This is a genomic window from Actinomyces sp. HMSC075C01 (assembly GCF_001812965.1).
GTDB classification, from domain to species: domain Bacteria; phylum Actinomycetota; class Actinomycetes; order Actinomycetales; family Actinomycetaceae; genus Actinomyces; species Actinomyces acetigenes.
Window position 1 is genome coordinate 147,084 of sequence record NZ_KV811040.1, and the last position, 17,701, is coordinate 164,784.

Genomic DNA, 17,701 nt, shown 5'->3' on the forward strand with positions numbered 1-17,701 from the left:
GCGGGAGAGGGGCTGCCTGTGGGAGGGGCACCGGAGCGGGCGGACGCCAACGATCGCTCTGGGCCTGACGGGCTTGCAGCTGCGCCGAGTGCCCACACGGGCCTGTGCGCCACCAGGGCTTTGGCCGGCCCCCAGGCAGCCAGGCAGACGGCCACCAGCAGCAGCGCCGCGAGCCCCCAGGTGCGGTTGCGTCTGCGCCCCGTTCCTGCCCTTCTCCCCCAGCGTATGGCTGCGGGTACTGCCCCGGTGCGGTGAGCGGTACTGAGCTCCTTTCGGGGCTCGCTCTTCGTCCTCGGTCGGAAACCTGCCCTCGCTTTGGGCCTGAGCCTGGAGCCGACCGTGCGAGTCGGGGTGCGGGCCGCTGCTCGCAGGGAGCCGGCAGCCAGGCGGGCGCCGTCGGGCAGCTCGATGGGTGAGGTCTGCCCCAGCTGAGGCGCTCGGGCCGCAAGGTCCCGGGCAGTGGGACGGTCGGCGGGGTCCTCGGCCAGCGCGTCCGTCATGATTCCCGCCAGGCGCCGGGAGGCGGTGCCGCCCTGTCCCGCGCACTCGGTCAGCAGACGAGCCAGGGCGTAGACGTCACCGGCTGCGGACGCCGGGGCACCGGCGAGGCGCTCCGGCGCCGCATACTCCTGCGTCCCCGTCTCCATGACGGAGCCCAGCAGGTCGACGAGGACCGGATGTCCGTCAGTGGTCACCAGGACGTTGCCGGCCGATACGTCCCCGTGGGTCGCTCCGTGCTCGTGCAGGTAGGCCAGTGCCGAGCCCAGGACGTCCAGGAGCGTGGCCAGCCATGAGATGTTCAGCCGTCCGCGCGCCCCCAGGACCACGTCGAGTCCCGCCCCTTCGATGAGGTCCATGATGACGCCCGCCCGGTGCTCGGGCAGCGAGACCACCTCCCGCACGGTCACCAGGCCGGGATGGCGCAGGACGCGCAGATCGGCCAAGCGCCGCAGGACTAAGGCTCCAGCACGCCCGCGAGGCAGGTCGACGACCCGGATGACCACATGACGGCCCTGCGCGTCGAGCCCACGGCGAGGAGCACCGGGGGCGGTGGAGCGCCCCATGACCTCACCAATGGTGTAACCCTGCTGCGACAGGGTGCTGAGCGCCGAGTCGGGAATGCTCGGCTCCGCATCGGAGGGCGGCAGCGAGGCTCGGCGGGGGGAGCCCGTGCGGCGAGGCCGGGGCCGACGTCGAGGTACGGGACGGCGCCGGGGCCGGGCACGCTTGGAGGCACCCTCTCCAGGGCGGTCGGCGGGGCGGGGGCACATCGTCGGGCTCATACACTCCATGATCATCACGGCGCTCCCGGATGACCAGCCCTTTCGACCAGCCTGTGGATAACTCGGGCTCCGGTGCCGGTTGTGGTCACGTAGACTGCGCCCGTGCTGCGTGAGGACATGGGGCTCGGTTCCCGGCTCATCCCCTTCCGTGAGGGCTGGCAGCGGCAGAGGGTTCTCCATAGCGAGGTCGTGGAGGGACGGCGGCCCTCCACGCTCCTGCTCGTGGAGCATGAGCCGGTCTACACCGTCGGCAGACGGGCCCACTCCTGGGAGCGGCCCAGCGCCGACGTCGTCGAGCCGGGTCACGTACCGGTGGTCGACGTGGACCGCGGCGGCAAGACCACCTGGCACGGGCCGGGCCAGCTGACCGTCTACCCGATCCTGCGCCTGACCCAGCCGATTGACGTCATCCGCTACGTGCGGGCACTGGAAGCCGCGGTCATCGAGCTGTGCGGCCTCTACGGCCTGGAGACGGTCCGCGTCGAGGGCCGCTCCGGGGTCTGGCTGCCCGCCGATCCTGAGACTGTGGGGAGGGCCGGCCGCCCCCCGCGCCCAGAGCGCAAGATCTGCGCCCTGGGGGTGAGGGTCGCCCGTGGCGTGACCATGCATGGGATCGGCCTGAACGTCGACCTCGACCTGGAGGCCTTCTCCCTGGACCGCATCATTCCCTGCGGGATCGACGACGCCGGAGTGACCTCACTGGCAGCGGAGACCGGCCGGCACCTGGCGACCGGCGCCCCCGCAGAGGCTCTGGTCCGCGCCCTGGAGAACCACCTGGCCCCCTTGGTGGCGGATGCCACGTGACAACATGCCCCACTCCTAGGTCGGAGGTCCTATAAACCCCGGGCGAGTACTAGACTCCCGATGGAACCGTCGTCGGCGAGGAGAGGTAGACGTGAGCACCACCGTGGCCCCTGAGGGACGCAAGCTCCTGCGGGTCGAGGCGCGCAACGCCCAGACACCCATTGAGTCCAAGCCCGACTGGCTGCGCACCCGCGCCGTCGTCTCCGACACCTACCAGGAGGTCCGCGGCCTGGTGAGGGAGAAGAGCCTGCACACGGTGTGTGCCGAGGCGAACTGCCCCAACATCTACGAGTGCTGGAACGACCGTGAGGCCACCTTCCTGGTGGGCGGCGAGATGTGCACCCGGCGCTGCGACTTCTGCGACATCGCCACCGGGCGTCCCACCGAGTACGACGTCGACGAGCCCAGGCGCGTGGCGATCTCGATCAAGGAGATGGATCTGCGCTACGCCACCGTGACCGGGGTGGCCCGCGACGACCGCCCCGACGGCGGCGCCTGGCTCTACGCCGAGACCGCCCGCCAGGTGCACGAGCTCTCACCGGGCACCGGGGTCGAGTTGCTCATCCCCGACTTCAAGGGAAACCCCGACGCGCTTGAGGACGTCTTCTCCTCGCGCCCCGAGGTTCTGGGCCACAACCTGGAGACAGTCCCGCGCATATTCAAGCGGATCCGTCCGGCCTTCTCCTACCAGGGCAGCCTCGACGTCATCACGGCCGCCGCGGAGGCGGGACTGGTGACCAAGTCCAACCTCATCCTGGGCATGGGCGAGACCCGAGACGAGATCGAGGCGGCCATGGCCGCCCTGGTGGAGGCGCGCTGCGACATCCTCACCATCACCCAGTACCTGCGCCCCTCCAAGCTGCACCACCCCGTTGACCGCTGGGTCAAGCCCCAGGAGTTCATGGACCTCAGCCGCCTGGCCGAGGAGATCGGGTTCGCCGCTGTCATGAGCGGCCCCATGGTGCGTTCCTCCTACCGCGCCGGCATGCTGTGGGGACGGGCCATGGTCAAGCGCGGCCGCCCCATTCCCGAGCACCTCTCGCAGCTCGCCGAGCCGGCCACCGCCCGCCAGGAGGCCTCGGCCCTGCTGGGAGCCCATCCCCACCTCGCCGCCGCCTGCTGACGACTCGGCACGAGTCACGAGTCCCAGGCAACCGGCCGGATTCCCGGCGTGCGCCGGCCACGCTGACGGCGAGACCGTGTGTGCCGGCGCACCGCCGTCGTCTATGGTGTGCCCGTGAGCAGTGCCCAGTCCCCCCAGCCGAAGAAGAAGCGCCGGCTGGCTCAGTACCTTCAGAACATCAAGGACTCCTACACGGTCTCGCGGCGAAGCTATCCGTGGATCGGGTGGGCGATGCTGGCGGTACTCGCCACGTGCCTCGCCCTGGGGGCCGCGATCGCCCTCGGCTACGGCCTACACCTGTGGTACTGGCTGGTTTTAGGCCTCATGCTCGCGTTTGTGATCAACATGGGACTCCTGACGTTCCTGGTGCGCCGCGCCTCCTACAGCCAGCTCGAAGGTCGACCGGGGGCCGCCAAGGTCGTCCTCGATCAGTTCAGTCGGGGCTGGTACGTCGAGTCCGAGCCTGTGGCCTTCACCAAGGACCAGGACCTCGTGTGGAGGCTGGTGGGACGCCCCGGGGTCGTTCTCGTCGCCGAGGGTCCGAGCACCCGCACCCGCCGCATGCTGGCCGAGGAGGAGCGCAAGGTCCATCGGCTGCTGTCCACCGTCCCCATCCACACCCTTCAGGTGGGCACCGACGCCGGGCAGGTGCGTCTGACCGACCTGTCCAAGACGCTGCGTCAGCTCCCGACCAAGCCCACATCACTGACTGACAGCGAGATCACGCAGGTCTCCAAGCGCCTGACGTCGATGGCGGGCAAGAACCTGCCGATTCCCAAGCACATTGACCCCAATCGGGTCCGCCCCGACCGCCGCGCCATGCGCGGTCGCTGAGTCACTTCCTCAGGCCACCTCCGTCTCCCATCACTCAGTGCCCAACGGGCTCGAGGAGCTCGGCGACGAAGGGACGAAACACTCAAGCAACACTGACGCCATTCCTTTGTCACGGTAGCGTCAATATAGTGGCCATAGTGGCCGTTGTCAGCCGCAGTGCATACGCGTGGAGTATGTGCGCCGTTCCCACTTGGAGGAGATATGTTCAAGGACGCATCCGAGGCACTGACGTTCATCGAGAAGGAGAATGTCGCGCTGGTCGATGTGCGGTTCTGCGACCTACCCGGCGTCATGCAGCACTTCACTATTCCGGTGGCCGCCTTCAAGGATGAGGCACTCACTGACGGCCTCATGTTTGACGGCTCATCAATCCGGGGCTTCACCGCGATCCACGAGTCGGACATGAAGCTGGTTCCCGATGTGACCACCGCCTTCCTGGACCCGTTCCGCGAGGAGAAGACCCTGGTCGTCAACTTCTCGATCGTCGACCCCTTCACGGACGAGGTCTACTCCCGCGACCCCCGCTCGATCGCCGCCAAGGCCGAGGACTACCTGCGCTCCACCGGAATCGCCGACACCTGCTACATCGGCGCCGAGGCCGAGTTCTACCTCTTCGACTCGGTGCGCTACGAGTCCTCACCGGCCGAGTCCTTCTACGCCATCGACTCCTGCGAGGCGGCCTGGAACACCGGCCGTGAGGAGGAAGGCGGCAACAAGGGGTACAAGACCGCTTTCAAGGGCGGCTACTTCCCCGTCTCACCCAATGATCAGATGGCCGATATCCGCGATCGCATGGTCCGCACCTGCCTCGGCTCCGGACTGGAGATCGAACGGGCCCATCACGAGGTCGGCACTGCCGGCCAGCAGGAGATCAACTACCGCTTCAACTCTCTGCTCGCCGCGGGCGATGACATGATGAAGTTCAAGTACATCATCAAGAATGAGGCCTGGCGCAACGGCAAGACGGCCACCTTCATGCCCAAGCCGATCCTCGGCGACAACGGCTCGGGCATGCACACCCACCACTCGCTGTGGAAGGACGGCAAGCCGCTGTTCTTCGACGAGCGGGGCTATGGTCAGCTCTCCGACCTCGCCCGCTGGTACATCGGCGGAATCCTGGCTCACGCCCCGGCGCTGCTGGCCTTCACCAACCCGTCAGTGAACTCCTTCCACCGCCTGGTCCCCGGCTTCGAGGCGCCGGTCAACCTGGTCTACTCGGCCCGCAACCGCTCGGCCTGCATCCGCATCCCGGTCACCGGCTCCTCCCCCAAGGCCAAGCGGGTGGAGTACCGGGTGCCGGACCCCTCCTCCAACCCCTACCTGTGCTTCGCCGCCGTCCTCATGGCGGGAATCGACGGAATCCGCAACCGCATCGAGCCCCGTGAGCCCATCGACAAAGACCTCTACGAGCTCGCCCCCGAGGAGTACTTCGACATCGACAAGCTCCCCGACAGCCTGGACCAGGCCCTGGAAGCGCTGGAGGACGACCACGACTTCCTCACCGAGGGGGACGTCTTCACCCCGGATCTCATCGAGACCTGGATCGAGTACAAGCGCACCAATGAGATCGAGCCGCTGCGGCTGCGCCCTCACCCCTACGAGTTCCAGCTCTACTACGACCTGTGAGCCGCTGACCCAGCTCAGACGGCGGCCCTGAGCCTCCTACACACGAGGCTCAGGGCCGCCGTCGTGCTGAACGCCACCCTCCCGGCTTGCATATCTATACTGTATTGCGGATATTCTTTCTCCGTCTTGATCCATGCCGAAGAGGAGATCCCACGATGAGGATCCGCCAACACGCTGCCCTCGGGCTGGCAGCCACAGCCTGCCTGGTCCTCAGCGCGTGTACTAACGCCGCTGACTGGAACGCTAACCGGAGCTCGCAGATCCACTCCTTCGACACCTCGTCGATCCAGGCGCAGCCCGACATCATCGCCAAACTCCCTCAAGGTGCCCTTGAGGACGGTGTCCTCGACGTGGCCGCCTCCACGGACTACGCACCGGCCGAGTTCCTCGACCCCTCAGGCAAGGCCGTGGGCTACGACGTTGACCTGACCAACGCGATCGCCGCCGTCCTGGGCGTCAAGGGCACGGTGCACACCGCCGAGTTCGACTCCATCATCGCTTCGGTCGGCTCCAAGTACGACGCCGGTATCTCCTCCTTCACGGTCACCCCCGAACGGATCGGGGAGGTCAACATGACCGCGTACATCAACGTGGGCTCGCGATTCAACGTCCAGGCAGGCAACCCCAAGGGCGTCGAGACCTCCGACCACCTCAAGCTGTGCGGTCGGACCATCGGCGTCCAGGTGGGGACCGCCCAGGAGACCACCATGCGCGACGCCGCCGAGAAGTGCGCCCAGGCGGGCAAGCCGGTGCTGTCGGTGCGTTCCTACTCCAAGCAGTCCGAGGCCACCACCGGCCTGGTGGGCGGCACCATCGACGCCACCTACTCGGACTCCACCGTGGCCGGCTACGCCGTCGAGCTGACCGACGGCCAGATCGTCACCCTCGGTGACATCGAGGACGCCGCCCCCCAGGGGGTGGTGACCGCCAAGGCCGATCCGCAGTTCACCGCCGCGATCCAAGCCGCCGTCCAGTACCTCATGGACCGGGGCATCTGGCAGAAGATCCTGGACAACTGGGGCGTGAAGGACGCCGCCCTGACCACCGCAGAACTCAATCCCGCAGTGAAGGAGTGAGCCGTGAGCGCCTCACCCACCTCTGAGGACGACAAGGTCGTCCTCAACAACCCCAAGCCCGTCCCCCGCCCAGGGACGTGGATCAGTGCCGCGATCGTCACGGTCCTGGGGGCCATGCTCATCCACGGGCTGGTCACCAATGAGAAGTTCCACTGGTCCACGGTCTGGTTCTTCCTGCGTGAGGTCCACGTGGTCAAGGCCGTCGGCTGGACGCTGCTGCTGACCTTCATGGCGATGGCCATCGGTATCGTGCTGGCGGTCACCACAGCGATCCTGCGCCAGTCCTCCAACCCGGTCCTGCGCTGGGTGGCGCTGGCCTACCTGTGGTTCTTCCGCGGTACCCCGATCTACACCCAGCTGGTCTTCTGGGGGGCGCTGTCCGCGCTCTACCAGAAGCTGAGTCTGGGAGTCCCCTTCGGCCCCGAGCTGCTGACCTTCAAGACGACGACGGTCTTCACCCCCTTCGTCGCGGCGGTCCTGGGGCTGGGCATCAACGAGGGCGCCTACCTCTCCGAGATCGTCCGCTCGGGCCTGAACTCGGTGGACAAGGGCCAGAGCGAGGCCGCCGGGGCCCTGGGCATGAGCAGGGGCCAGATCCTGCGCAGGATCGTCCTGCCGCAGGCGATGAGGGTCATCGTCCCGCCCACCGGCAACGAGACGATCTCCATGCTCAAGACGACCTCCTTGGTGCTGGCGGTCCCCTTCACCCTGGATCTGACCTTCGTCACCAACTCCTACGCGTCGCTGACCTACCAGATCATTCCGCTGCTCCTGGTCGCGGCCATCTGGTACATCATCATCACTTCGATCCTCATGGTGGGACAGCACTACATCGAGCGCTACTACGGCAAGGGCTTCGACCCTGACAAGTCCTCCGCCTCCTCGGGCCGGGGCCTGTCGGCCCGCCAGCAGGCCATCCTCGATGCGCACACCACCAAGGACAGTCCTTTCCTGGAGGTCACCCCATGAGCACATCCGCCCACACCGCGGCCGGGACGCCCAAGGTCGAGATCAGCGACCTGCACAAGTTCTTCGGTGAGCTGCACGTGCTGCGGGGCATCGACTTGATCGTCCCGCCCGGCTCGGTGACGGTCCTCATCGGCCCGTCGGGCTCGGGCAAGTCGACGCTGCTGCGCTGTATCAATGAGCTGGAGTCCATCGACGCCGGCCGGGTCAAGGTCGACGGCGAGCTCATCGGGATGCGTGAGGTCGAGCGCGGTGGCCGCACCGAGCTGCACGCGCTGTCGGACAAGGCCCGTGCTGCTCAGCGCGCCAAGATCGGCATGGTCTTCCAGCGTTTCAACCTCTTCCCCCACATGACGGCTCTGCAGAACGTCATGGAGGCACCGGTCCTGGTCAAGAAGACTCCGAAGGCCAAGGCCCGGGAGCGCGGCGTCGAGCTGCTGGAGCGGGTGGGGCTGGGGGATCGCCTCGACCACTACCCCTCCCAGCTCTCCGGTGGTCAGCAGCAGCGGGTGGCGATCGCCCGGGCTCTGGCGATGGACCCTGAGCTCATGCTCTTCGACGAGCCGACCTCGGCCCTGGACCCCGAGCTGGTCGGCGAGGTGCTGCAGGTGATGAAGGACCTCGCCGCCTCCGGCATGACGATGGTCGTGGTCACCCACGAAATGGGCTTCGCCCGGGAGGTCGGCGACCAGCTGATCTTCATGGACGGCGGCGTCATCTGCGAGTCCGGTGACCCCGTCAAGGTCCTGGACGACCCGCAGGCCGAGCGCACCCGGGCCTTCCTCTCCTCGGTCCTGTAGCGCGGGCCGGTCAGGAGGCGGCCCGGTCCCAGGCCCCGTCATCCCAGGAGGTCAGGCTCCACCCGGTACCGGGATCGCCGTCGACGACGGTGATCCCGGTGTTGCGCATGGGGTGGTCGGCGACCCACAGCGGGTCCACGCCGCCTCCGGCGGCGGCCCTCAGGGAGGTCCACAGGCGCAGCGCGGTGCCGTGGGAGACGAGCAGGGCCGCTGAGTCTCCCGCCCGGGCGGTCTGCTCGCAGATGCGGCCGACGGCCTTGTCGAAGCGTTGAAGCGTGTCGTGCCCGTCCTCCGGGGATCCGGGGATGCGGCAGGCGGGGCGCCCCGCCATCCAGGCCCGGGTAGTGTCCACGTAGCAGGCCACCGAGCGCGCGTCGGTGTTCATCTCCAGGTCGGCGGCCAGGACCTCACGCAGTCCCGAGTCGACGGTGGCGCTCAGGCCGGTGGCGGCCTCGATGGGGGCGATGGTCTGCCTGGCGCGCAGGATCGGGGAGACCCACAGCGACCCCAGCCCCTGAAGCAGGCCGGCCTTGTCCAGACGGTCCGGCAATCCGTCGGCCTGCCCCACCCCCACCTCATCCAGGGGATTTCCGGGGAAGGCGGTGTCGAGTGCCTGCATGACATTGGCCTCGGTGCGACCGTGGCGTACGAGAATGAGCCTCACGGCGGCAAGTCTGCCAGGTGCGCAGTGCGGGGACCCAGGGCGACAGTGCGATCCTCATCGCCTAAAGGCCCGTGTCCGGTGCGATCTGTGCCCGGTCAGCTCCAGGGGTAGGGCCCCTCCGGCCGCCTTCTGGTGGCACGGGGGCGGCCGGCCCGCCTGGAGCCCTTGGAACTGGCGCTCTTGGAGGCTGCCGCCCCAGTACCCCGACGGGACTGCGCGCGAGCGGTCCGGGCCGAGCCTGATGAACCCGGCGGCGGTGACTCCGAGCTGTGCGGCTGAGCCTGCGAGGCGGTGCTCGACGGCGTCGATGCGGTGAAGCCCTGGGCATCGGCGTCGGCGAAGACGATGCGCTCGGCCACTGCGCGCGCGTGGCGGGCGCTGCGACGGTAGAGGTCCTCAAGCTCTCGCTCCCTGCCCGCACCCAGGCCGATGAGGCGCCCCACCAGGCGGATCTCCCGGATCTGGATGGGGAGGACCTGGGAGCGCGGCCCCGAGGTGCGCCCGGTTCCCAGGACGATCGCTGAGCGTAGGCGGCTGGCCAGGATCCAGGCCGCGACCAGCTCTCCCCCGCCGTCCGCGCTCAGCACCCCGGCCTGGACCGCGGCCTGGAGGGCAGCGACGGTCGAGGTGGTTCGCAGCTGGGGTATCCGACCGGCGTGAGCGAGCTGGAGCACCTGGGCGCTCCATTCCACGTCACTGAGCCCACCGGGGCCGAGCTTGAGGTGGCGGGCCGGGTCAATGCCCCGGGGCAGGCGCTCGGCCTCTACCCGGGCCTTGATCCTGCGGATCTCCCGCAGGTCCTGGGGCGCCAGACCCTCCTGCGCCCAGCGCAGCGGGTTGATGAGCTCCTCGAAACGCCGGCCCAGGTCACGGTCCCCGGCGCAGAAGCGGGCGCGCAGCAGCGCCTGGCGCTCCCACAGGGCGGACCAGCGGCCGTAGTACTCGCGGTAGGCGTCCAGTGAACGGCTCATGACGCCGTTGCGGCCCTCGGGCCGCAGGTCGCAGTCCACTTCAAGGGGGTGTGGGAGCGCTGAGGCCAGAAGCCCCATGACCTGCTTGGCGACGGCCTCGGCCTCCTGGGCGGCGGCCTCCTCCCCCGCCCCGTCGCGGGCCTGGTGGACGAAGAGGACATCTGCGTCTGAGGCGTACCCGATCTCGCGACCTCCCAGGCGTCCCATGGCGATGATGGTGTGGCGGGCGCGGGCGGCCTGCCAGCACCCGCCTGCGTCGGGCCCCGCGGAGACTGCCTCCACCCCGTCGCGCTGGGCGATGACCAGCCCGGTGGCCACGGTCAATGCCCCGGTCAGGACCGCGTCGGTGGCGTCGGAGAGGATGGAGGCGGTGCGTTCGGGGTCGATGCCGTCCAGGCAGTCCGCCAGTGAGGCGCGCACCTCCTCGCGGGCGCGCACTCTCAGGATCGCCTGGACCGCCTCGAGCGCCTGCTCGGTAAGGGCCGTGTCATCGGGGCCGGTGAGGCTGCGACGGCGCAGGACGGCGGCGATCTCCTCCGCCAGGGCGCCGGATCGGCGGGGGGCGAGCTCGTCGTCGTCGTCGAGCCAGGCGATGGACTCGGGGAACTCCGCGAGGCGCTCGGTGGCCCAGTGGGCGCTGGAGAGGACCTGGCACAGCCGGCGTGCCGCCACCGGTGAGTCCCGCAGCATGGCCAGGTACCAGTGCGAGCCCCCGATGGCCTCAGACAGCCGCCGGAAGGAGAGCAGACCGAAATCAGGGTCGGCTCCCTCACCGATCCAGCCGATGATGACCGGCAGCAGCTGGCGCTGGATCGCGGCGCGACGGCTGACTCCCTCGGTGAGGGCCTGGATGTGACGCAGGGCCCCGTCGGGGTCCGTGTAGCCGACGGCGATGAGGCGCTCGCGCGCCGCCTGAGGGCTCAGGGCCATCTCGTCGGCGCTGAGGGCGGCCGCGAAGGCCAGCAGGGGACGGTAGTAGATCTCCTGGTGGAGGGCCCGTACCCGCCGGCGCAGGTCTTTGAAGTCCTCCCACAGGCTGTCTGCGTGACCCAGGCAGTTGCTGATGCCCCGCTCGATGCGGCGCAGGTCCTCCTCCTTGTCGGGAAGGTTGTGGGTGCGGCGCAGCCGGAAGAGCTGGCTGCGATGCTCCAGCAGTCGCAGGGCCTTGTAGCAGCCGCTCAAGGCCGCGGCGTCGGTGCGACTGACGTATCCGCCCGCGCTGAGAGCGTCGAGGGCCTCCAGGGTGCCGCGTACGCGCAGGCTCTCGTCGGAGCGACCGTGGACGAGCTGGAGGAGCTGGACGGTGAACTCGACGTCTCGCAGGCCCCCGGGCCCGAGCTTGATGCGCCGGTCCGTTCCGCCGCGCGACACGGACTCCTTCTCCACCCGGCGCCGCATGGCACGGGCGTCCTCCACGAAGTGCTCCCGTCGGCTGGCCTCCCACACGTAGGGCGCCACGCCCTGCTCGTAGCGGGCGCCGAGCTCAGCGTGGCCGGCACAGGCCCTGGCCTTGAGCAGGGCCTGGAACTCCCAGGAGGCGGCCCACCTGCGGTAGTAGGCCAGGTGGGAGTCAAGAGTGCGCACGAGCGCGCCGTCCTTGCCCTCGGGGCGCAGCGCCGTGTCCAGTGGCCACAGAGGCGGCTCGGGCGCGGTGGCGGAGACGACGTGGGCGAGCTCAGTGGCCAGGTGCGTGCCGACCTCCACGAGGTGCTCCTCGCTGATCGGCTCGTGAGCGCCCTGCGGCTCGTGGGCGGGGCCGACGACGTAGACGACGTCGACGTCCGAGATGTAGTTGAGCTCGCGGGCCCCGGTCTTTCCCATGGCGATCACGGCGAGGGCAACCTCATCGGCCTGCGGTCCGACGGCGGCACGGGCGATGAGCAGGGCCGCGTCCAGGGCGGCATCGGCGAGGTCGGTCATGCGGCGACAGACGGTGGGGACGTGCTCGATCGGGTCGGCGCTGGTGAGGTCATCGGCGACGATTGCCGTGAGCCGGTCCCGGTAGGCGCGCCGCAGCGCCGCGGTCGCCCGGCTGACAGCGCGGTCTCCCGGGTGAGGGGGTCTCTTATCGCTGTCTGTGGGGGCGGCCTGCGCAGGGGCGGTCTGCCCCAGCGCGTCGTGGACCACTCGTTGCAGCGCCTCGCCGGGACCGGCCTCCTCCGGGGAGCTCCACGCCCTGCGCATCCCGAGCGCCGTGAGGTGCTCGGGATGCGCCACGAGGAAGTCGCCCAGGGCCTGCGAGGCGCCCAGGACCGCGAGCAGGCGGCGCCTGTGCTCACGCGGCCCCGCGGCCGGATCGTTCATGATGCTGCGCAGAAGTGTTGCCGGCGTCGTCGTGCACCCGGGCTCGACACCGTCTGCCGACGCCAGGTCACCCGACTCGGCTGCGGCCGCGGCCTCGGCGAGTCGGACGAGGCTGAGCAGAGCCATGTCGGGATCGGCGGTGAGCGCCAGGGAGTCGATGAGCTCCTCACGCGCCGGTCCGAGTCGCACGTCAGCGGGCCGGCCGCCTAGCCGCCTGGAGTGGTCCGCTGAGGCGCGCCCGCCGGGGTCACCCGCCTCTTCGGCGTCGTCGTCCTGAGCGTCTTCCGGCAGGAAGGGCAGCAGCGCCGGGTCACCCAGGAGCTCCCCGGCACGGGCGGCATTGTGGAATCCGGCCCGCAGCAGCAGGGTCCTGGGCGAGGAGCTGTGCCGGGAGGGGGAACCGATCGGTGTCCGCTTCTCGCTGCGGTCTCTCACAGCTGTCTCCTGCTGCGCTCAGGCACGAGGGAAGAACTGGCCGATCTCGAAGTCGGTGACCTGGGCGTCGTAGGCCCGGTACTCGCGGCGCTTGTTGCGCAGGAAGAACTCGAAGGTGTCCTCACCGAAGGTGTCCGCCACCAGGTCGGAGCGCTCCATGGCGGCCACCGCGCTCTTGAGCGAGGTGGGCAGGGCGTGGATGCCCAGCGCCCTGCGCTCCATCTCCGACAGGGCCCAGACATCGTCCTCGGCCTCCGGGGGAAGCTCGTAGCCCTCCTCGATGCCCTTGAGACCCGCGGCCAGAATGACCGCATAGGCCAGGTAGGGGTTGGCCGAGGAGTCGATGCCACGGAACTCCACCCGCGTCGACTGGGCCTTGCCGGGCTTGTGCATGGGGACGCGCACCAGGGCGGAGCGGTTGTCGTGGCCCCAGCACACGTAGCTGGGGGCCTCGTCCCCTCCCCACAGGCGCTTGTAGGAGTTGACGTGCTGGTTGGTGACGGCTGTGATCTCCGAGGCGTGGTGCAGCAGACCGGCGATGAAGGAGCGACCGGTGGCGGAGAGCTGGTACTGGCCGGCGGGGTCGAAGAAGGCATTGCGGTCACCCTCGAACAGGGAGAAGTGCGTGTGCATGCCCGAGCCGAACTGGTCGGGGAAGGGCTTGGGCATGAAGGTCGCCAGGCAGCCCTCCTTGAGGGCCACCTCCTCCACGACGGCACGGAAGGTCATGATGTTGTCCGCCATGGACAGGGCATCAGCGAAGCGCAGGTCGATCTCGTTCTGGCCCGGGCCGCCCTCGTGGTGGGAGAACTGCACCGAGATCCCCATCTGCTCGAGCATGAGGATGGCTTGGCGGCGGAAGTCGTGGGCGGTACCCCCGGGCACGTGGTCGAAGTAACCGGCGTCGTCAGTGGGGCGGATGCGCCCGTCGGCGTCACGGTTGACCAGGTAGAACTCGATCTCCGGGTGGATGTAGCAGGTGAATCCAGCCTCGGCGACCCTGGCGAGCTGACGCTCGAGCACGGAGCGCGGGTCGGTGCGGGCCGGCTCGCCGTCGGGCGTGAGGACGTCGCAGAACATGCGGGCCACGCCGTTGTCCCCGTCCCGCCACGGCAGCATCTGGAAGGTGGAGGGGTCAGGGGCCAGAAGCATGTCGGACTCGAAGACGCGCGTCAGGCCCTCGATGGCCGATCCGTCGAAGCCGATGCCCTCCTCGAAGGCGCTCTCGACCTCGGCCGGCGCGATGGCCACGGACTTGAGCTGTCCGGAGACGTCAGTGAACCACAGGCGGATGAAGCTGATGTCGCGTTCCTCGATGGCGCGGAGCACGTACTCCTGCTGCTTGTCCAATGGGGCCTCCTCAGCATGGTGGCGCGCTAGCCCGCCGACGACGTGGCCGGTGGTCCTGCGCCCGAGACGTTCTGCCGGGTCCAGCCTAGTGCGCGGGTGCGTCAGACAGGTTTCGCAGAACACCCTCGGCGAAGGACGTCGGTGGTCCGTCCGAGGCGCTGGCGCGCTGCAACACCTCAGGTAGCCTCATGCCATGGCTACACCCGAGTCCCCTTACGGTACGTCCGCCCCCGTCGTCGCAGGCGGCAAGCCCGTGCGCGTTCATCACCTGGCGGCCGCCAAGAAGGACGGCACCAAGCTGGTCATGCTCACCGCCTACGACGCCGTGACCGCCCAGATCCTGGATGCGGCGGGAACCGACCTGCTGCTGGTGGGCGACTCCATCGGCAATGTCATGCTGGGGCACGACTCCACGCTGCCGGTGGAGCTCGATGAGATGGTGGTGGCCACCCGCTCGGTGGCCAGGGCGACCAAGCGTGCCCTGGTCGTGGCCGACCTCCCCTTCGGCACGTACGAGGCCGGTCCGGAGCAGGCACTGGCCAGTGCGGTGCGCCTCATGAAGGCGGGGGCCAACGCCGTCAAGCTCGAGGGCGGCAGCCCCCGGGCAGCCAGTGTGAGGGTACTGACCCAGGCGGGTATCCCGGTGGTGGGGCACCTGGGGTTCACCCCGCAGAGCGTCAACATGCTCGGCGGCTTCCGGGTTCAGGGCCGCGGCGAGGCCGCTGACGTGCTGCTGGCCGACGCGCAGGCGCTGGCTGAGGCGGGGGCGATCGCCCTCGTCCTGGAAATGGTGCCCGAGCCCCTGGCCGCCCGCGTCACCGAGTCGCTCACGATCCCCACGATCGGTATCGGCGCGGGCGCGCGCTGCGACGGGCAGGTCCTGGTCTGGACGGACATGGCCGGGATGACGGACTGGTCACCGCGCTTCGCCCACCAGTTCGGGCAGGTCGGCGAGGCCCTGCGGCAGGCGGCCGTCGACTACGGCGCCGCGGTGCGCGAGGAGTCCTTCCCCTCAGAGAAGCACTGGTTCAGCTCCTGACGGTTCTGGCAGTGATAAGACCCACAGCGTCATGGCGGATGCCCTGAGCCGCTGACCGGGCGGAAGGTCACGCGAACCGGGTGCCTCCTTCTATGCTTACGACCATGAGTTCTTCGGCTTCCTCCTCCTCGCCGGCCGATCGCGCACCGCGCGGCACGCTGACTCCCGGGACGCTCAGCCCTGAGCGTCACGTGCCGGCGTCCATCGCACGCCCCGAGTACATGTTCCATGACGGTCCTGAGCGGGTGACGGCCTCGGAGATCAAGGACGCCGAGACGATCGAGCGGATCAGGGTCGCGGGACGGCTGGCCGCCCGCGCCCTGGCCGAGGCCGCCAAGGCGATCGCCCCGGGGGTGAGCACCGACGAGCTGGACCGGATCGCCCACGAGTACCTGTGCGACCACGGCGCCTACCCCTCATGCCTGGGCTACATGGGTTTCCCCAAGTCGATCTGCACCTCGATCAACGAGGTCATCTGCCACGGCATCCCGGACTCGACCCGCTTGAATGAGGGAGACCTCATCAATCTTGACGCCACCGCCTACATCGGTGGGGTCCACGGCGACACGAACGCCACCTACGCCGTCGGCGAGGTCGATCGTGAGACGGAGCTGCTCATCGAACGCACCCGCACCGCGATGGAACGGGGCATCAAGGCTGTCAAGCCGGGGCGCGAGGTCAACGTCATCGGCCGCGTCATCGAGGCCTACGCCAAGCGCTTCGACTACGGGGTGGTGCGCGACTACACCGGACACGGCGTCGGCGAGGCGTTCCACTCCGGCCTCATCATCCCGCACTACGACGCCGCTCCCCTCCATGACGAGATCATCGAGGCAGGGATGGTGTTCACCATCGAGCCGATGCTCACACTCGGCGGCATCGAGTGGGAGCAGTGGGACGACGGCTGGACGGTGGTCACCAAGGACCGTTCTCGTACCGCACAGTTCGAGCACACGCTCGTGGTGACCGATGAGGGTGCCGAGGTGCTCACCCTGCCTTGAGGCAGCGGGTATTGCTACCCATCCACATCCGGGACGATCGAGCGCCGTCACGTTGCCTCACGATAAGGTGACGACGTAAGGTCCTTCGGTAGCGGACATCTCTATTCTGCACAGGAAGCCCATGCGGGTTTCTCCCCGTTTATTTCCTCACGGAGGTTCTCATGGCTTTGCGCTTCAATCCACCGCCGAACTGGCCCGCGCCACCCGAGGGCTTCGAACCGCCTGCAGGCTGGCAGCCCGACCCTGCCTGGGGGCCGGCTCCTGAGGGCTGGCAGATCTGGGTCGACGACTCCGCCGCCTCCAGCACCTCCGCGGCTTCGGCCGCAGGTGCCGCCGCCGAGGCCGACCCGGCATGGGCTCCGACCCAGGCGGTGTCGACCGCCCCAACAGCCTCGTTGAGCACTGCCTCACCAGTTGCCGACCCGACAGGTATGTCGGCCTCCGCCCCCTCCGGGGACTATGCCGGCGCTCCCGCAACTGCGGGTGGCAGCCCTTACGCGGCCAACATGGACTACGCCCAGTCGCCCACGCCCTTCCAGCCCCAGGGGGCGGCAGGAGGCATGCAGCCTCTCACCGGCGGGTGGCAGCCCAACGCCGCCGCCCCGGCCGGCCCCGGCAACGGCTCCAAGCCGTTGACCCAGCAGTGGTGGTTCTGGACCGGTATTGCTGCAGTCGTCGTGGTCGCCTTGGTCATCGGTGGCATCTTCATGTTCAAGGGCGACTCCAGCGATTCCGACACCAAGGCGGACAGCACGTCAAGCTCGGAGCCGACTCACCAGAAGAAGTCCGACCCCGACTCCAAGAAGAAGACTAGCGACCCTGACGAGACTGACAGCCCGGCTCCGAAGAAGACCACCAAGACCAGCAGCCCGAACAACAACGGCCCCGGGTCGAGTGAGAAGGACCCCATCGACCCGAAGGCCGGGGCGATCACGCTGAATGCAGGCAAGTACGACGACGACCCTAACGCCTCAGTGGACGTGACCTTCGGGGATGTCGAGTGGAACGCCAATGAGTCCGTCAAGGCTGCCACGAGCCAGTACAGCTACAAGGAGCCCCCCGCCGGCAAGGTGTACATCCGTGTCCCCGTTGAGATCACCTACCACGGTCAAGGACAGTTCGATGAGTACGACCTGAAAATCGGATTCACCCACGACGGAAACACGGCAGAATCGGAGTATCTTGTCGGCGGGCAGTCGCTCTTCAGCCGCCAGAGCATGCCCCGCGACGGAGGCAAGGCGAAAGGCGATTTCATCTTCCTCGTTGACGAGTCCGCCGCCAACGAAAAGAAGGGCGCCTTCGCGGTGAGCGCTTTCTCTCAGGTGGACAACAAGAATGAGGTCTACGTAGCGGCGAAGTAACGCCACACCACCATCCGCCTCATACGACGTCGGCTGTGGCCCGCCAGGATCCTGGCGGGCCACA

The 17,701-nt window shown here is 68.7% G+C and carries 14 protein-coding genes; 10 read left to right on the plus strand and 4 right to left on the minus strand.

Annotated features, from left to right (window positions below):
• On the minus strand, positions 1–1,283 hold a 1,283-nt coding region (locus HMPREF2883_RS13345), incomplete at its 3' end, for a protein kinase domain-containing protein (protein WP_256277493.1).
• A gap of 102 nt (positions 1,284–1,385) precedes the next feature.
• Between HMPREF2883_RS13345 and lipB the strand changes: the two genes are divergently transcribed.
• The 7 genes from lipB (at position 1,386) to HMPREF2883_RS13380 (ending at position 8,512) form a co-directional block, all read left to right on the plus strand.
• The gene (gene lipB, locus HMPREF2883_RS13350; protein WP_070663081.1) at positions 1,386–2,087 is read left to right on the plus strand and encodes a lipoyl(octanoyl) transferase LipB; all 702 of its coding nucleotides are present in this window, start codon (positions 1,386–1,388) and stop codon (positions 2,085–2,087) included.
• 91 nt (positions 2,088–2,178) lie between these two features.
• The gene (locus HMPREF2883_RS13355) at positions 2,179–3,210 is read left to right on the plus strand and encodes a lipoyl synthase (RefSeq protein WP_070663082.1); all 1,032 of its coding nucleotides are present in this window, start codon (positions 2,179–2,181) and stop codon (positions 3,208–3,210) included.
• Positions 3,211–3,288: 78 nt separating this feature from the next.
• Positions 3,289–4,044 (plus strand): DUF4191 domain-containing protein, encoded by a 756-nt coding sequence (locus tag HMPREF2883_RS13360; protein ID WP_081384526.1) that lies wholly within the window; start codon positions 3,289–3,291, stop codon positions 4,042–4,044.
• A 201-nt stretch (positions 4,045–4,245) separates the two neighbouring features.
• The gene (glnA, locus tag HMPREF2883_RS13365) at positions 4,246–5,670 is read left to right on the plus strand and encodes a type I glutamate--ammonia ligase (RefSeq protein WP_070663084.1); all 1,425 of its coding nucleotides are present in this window, start codon (positions 4,246–4,248) and stop codon (positions 5,668–5,670) included.
• 155 nt (positions 5,671–5,825) lie between these two features.
• Positions 5,826–6,746, plus strand: coding sequence for an ABC transporter substrate-binding protein (locus HMPREF2883_RS13370; protein WP_070663085.1), 921 nt, complete (start codon positions 5,826–5,828; stop codon positions 6,744–6,746).
• Positions 6,747–6,749: 3 nt separating this feature from the next.
• On the plus strand, positions 6,750–7,715 hold the full coding sequence (locus HMPREF2883_RS13375) for an amino acid ABC transporter permease (RefSeq protein ID WP_070663086.1): 966 nt from the start codon (positions 6,750–6,752) through the stop codon (positions 7,713–7,715).
• On the plus strand, positions 7,712–8,512 hold the full coding sequence (locus HMPREF2883_RS13380; protein ID WP_070663087.1) for an amino acid ABC transporter ATP-binding protein: 801 nt from the start codon (positions 7,712–7,714) through the stop codon (positions 8,510–8,512). The genes HMPREF2883_RS13375 and HMPREF2883_RS13380 overlap by 4 nt, the downstream gene beginning before the upstream one ends.
• A gap of 10 nt (positions 8,513–8,522) precedes the next feature.
• Here the strand turns inward: HMPREF2883_RS13380 and HMPREF2883_RS13385 are convergent, their stop codons facing one another.
• The 3 genes from HMPREF2883_RS13385 to HMPREF2883_RS13395 all read right to left on the minus strand — a co-directional run bounded on the left by HMPREF2883_RS13385 (position 8,523) and on the right by HMPREF2883_RS13395 (position 14,236).
• Positions 8,523–9,176 carry a histidine phosphatase family protein gene (locus tag HMPREF2883_RS13385; RefSeq protein WP_070663088.1) on the minus strand — a complete coding sequence of 218 codons (654 nt, stop codon included), beginning with the start codon at positions 9,174–9,176 and terminating at the stop codon, positions 8,523–8,525.
• Positions 9,177–9,271: 95 nt separating this feature from the next.
• Positions 9,272–12,886, minus strand: coding sequence for a bifunctional [glutamine synthetase] adenylyltransferase/[glutamine synthetase]-adenylyl-L-tyrosine phosphorylase (locus tag HMPREF2883_RS13390; protein ID WP_070663089.1), 3,615 nt, complete (start codon positions 12,884–12,886; stop codon positions 9,272–9,274).
• 18 nt (positions 12,887–12,904) lie between these two features.
• Positions 12,905–14,236 (minus strand): glutamine synthetase family protein, encoded by a 1,332-nt coding sequence (locus HMPREF2883_RS13395; RefSeq protein WP_070663090.1) that lies wholly within the window; start codon positions 14,234–14,236, stop codon positions 12,905–12,907.
• A gap of 193 nt (positions 14,237–14,429) precedes the next feature.
• Here HMPREF2883_RS13395 and panB point away from each other — a divergent pair, with 193 nt between their 5' ends.
• The 3 genes from panB to HMPREF2883_RS13410 all read left to right on the plus strand — a co-directional run bounded on the left by panB (position 14,430) and on the right by HMPREF2883_RS13410 (position 17,637).
• Positions 14,430–15,275: a 3-methyl-2-oxobutanoate hydroxymethyltransferase gene (panB, locus tag HMPREF2883_RS13400; RefSeq protein ID WP_070663091.1), complete on the plus strand. Its 846-nt coding sequence runs from the start codon at positions 14,430–14,432 to the stop codon at positions 15,273–15,275.
• Positions 15,276–15,379: 104 nt separating this feature from the next.
• Positions 15,380–16,276, plus strand: coding sequence for a type I methionyl aminopeptidase (gene map, locus HMPREF2883_RS13405; protein ID WP_070663114.1), 897 nt, complete (start codon positions 15,380–15,382; stop codon positions 16,274–16,276).
• 161 nt (positions 16,277–16,437) lie between these two features.
• Complete coding sequence (locus HMPREF2883_RS13410; protein WP_070663092.1) at positions 16,438–17,637, plus strand: hypothetical protein; 1,200 nt, start codon at positions 16,438–16,440, stop codon at positions 17,635–17,637.
• The last annotated feature ends 64 nt before the right edge of the window (positions 17,638–17,701 follow it).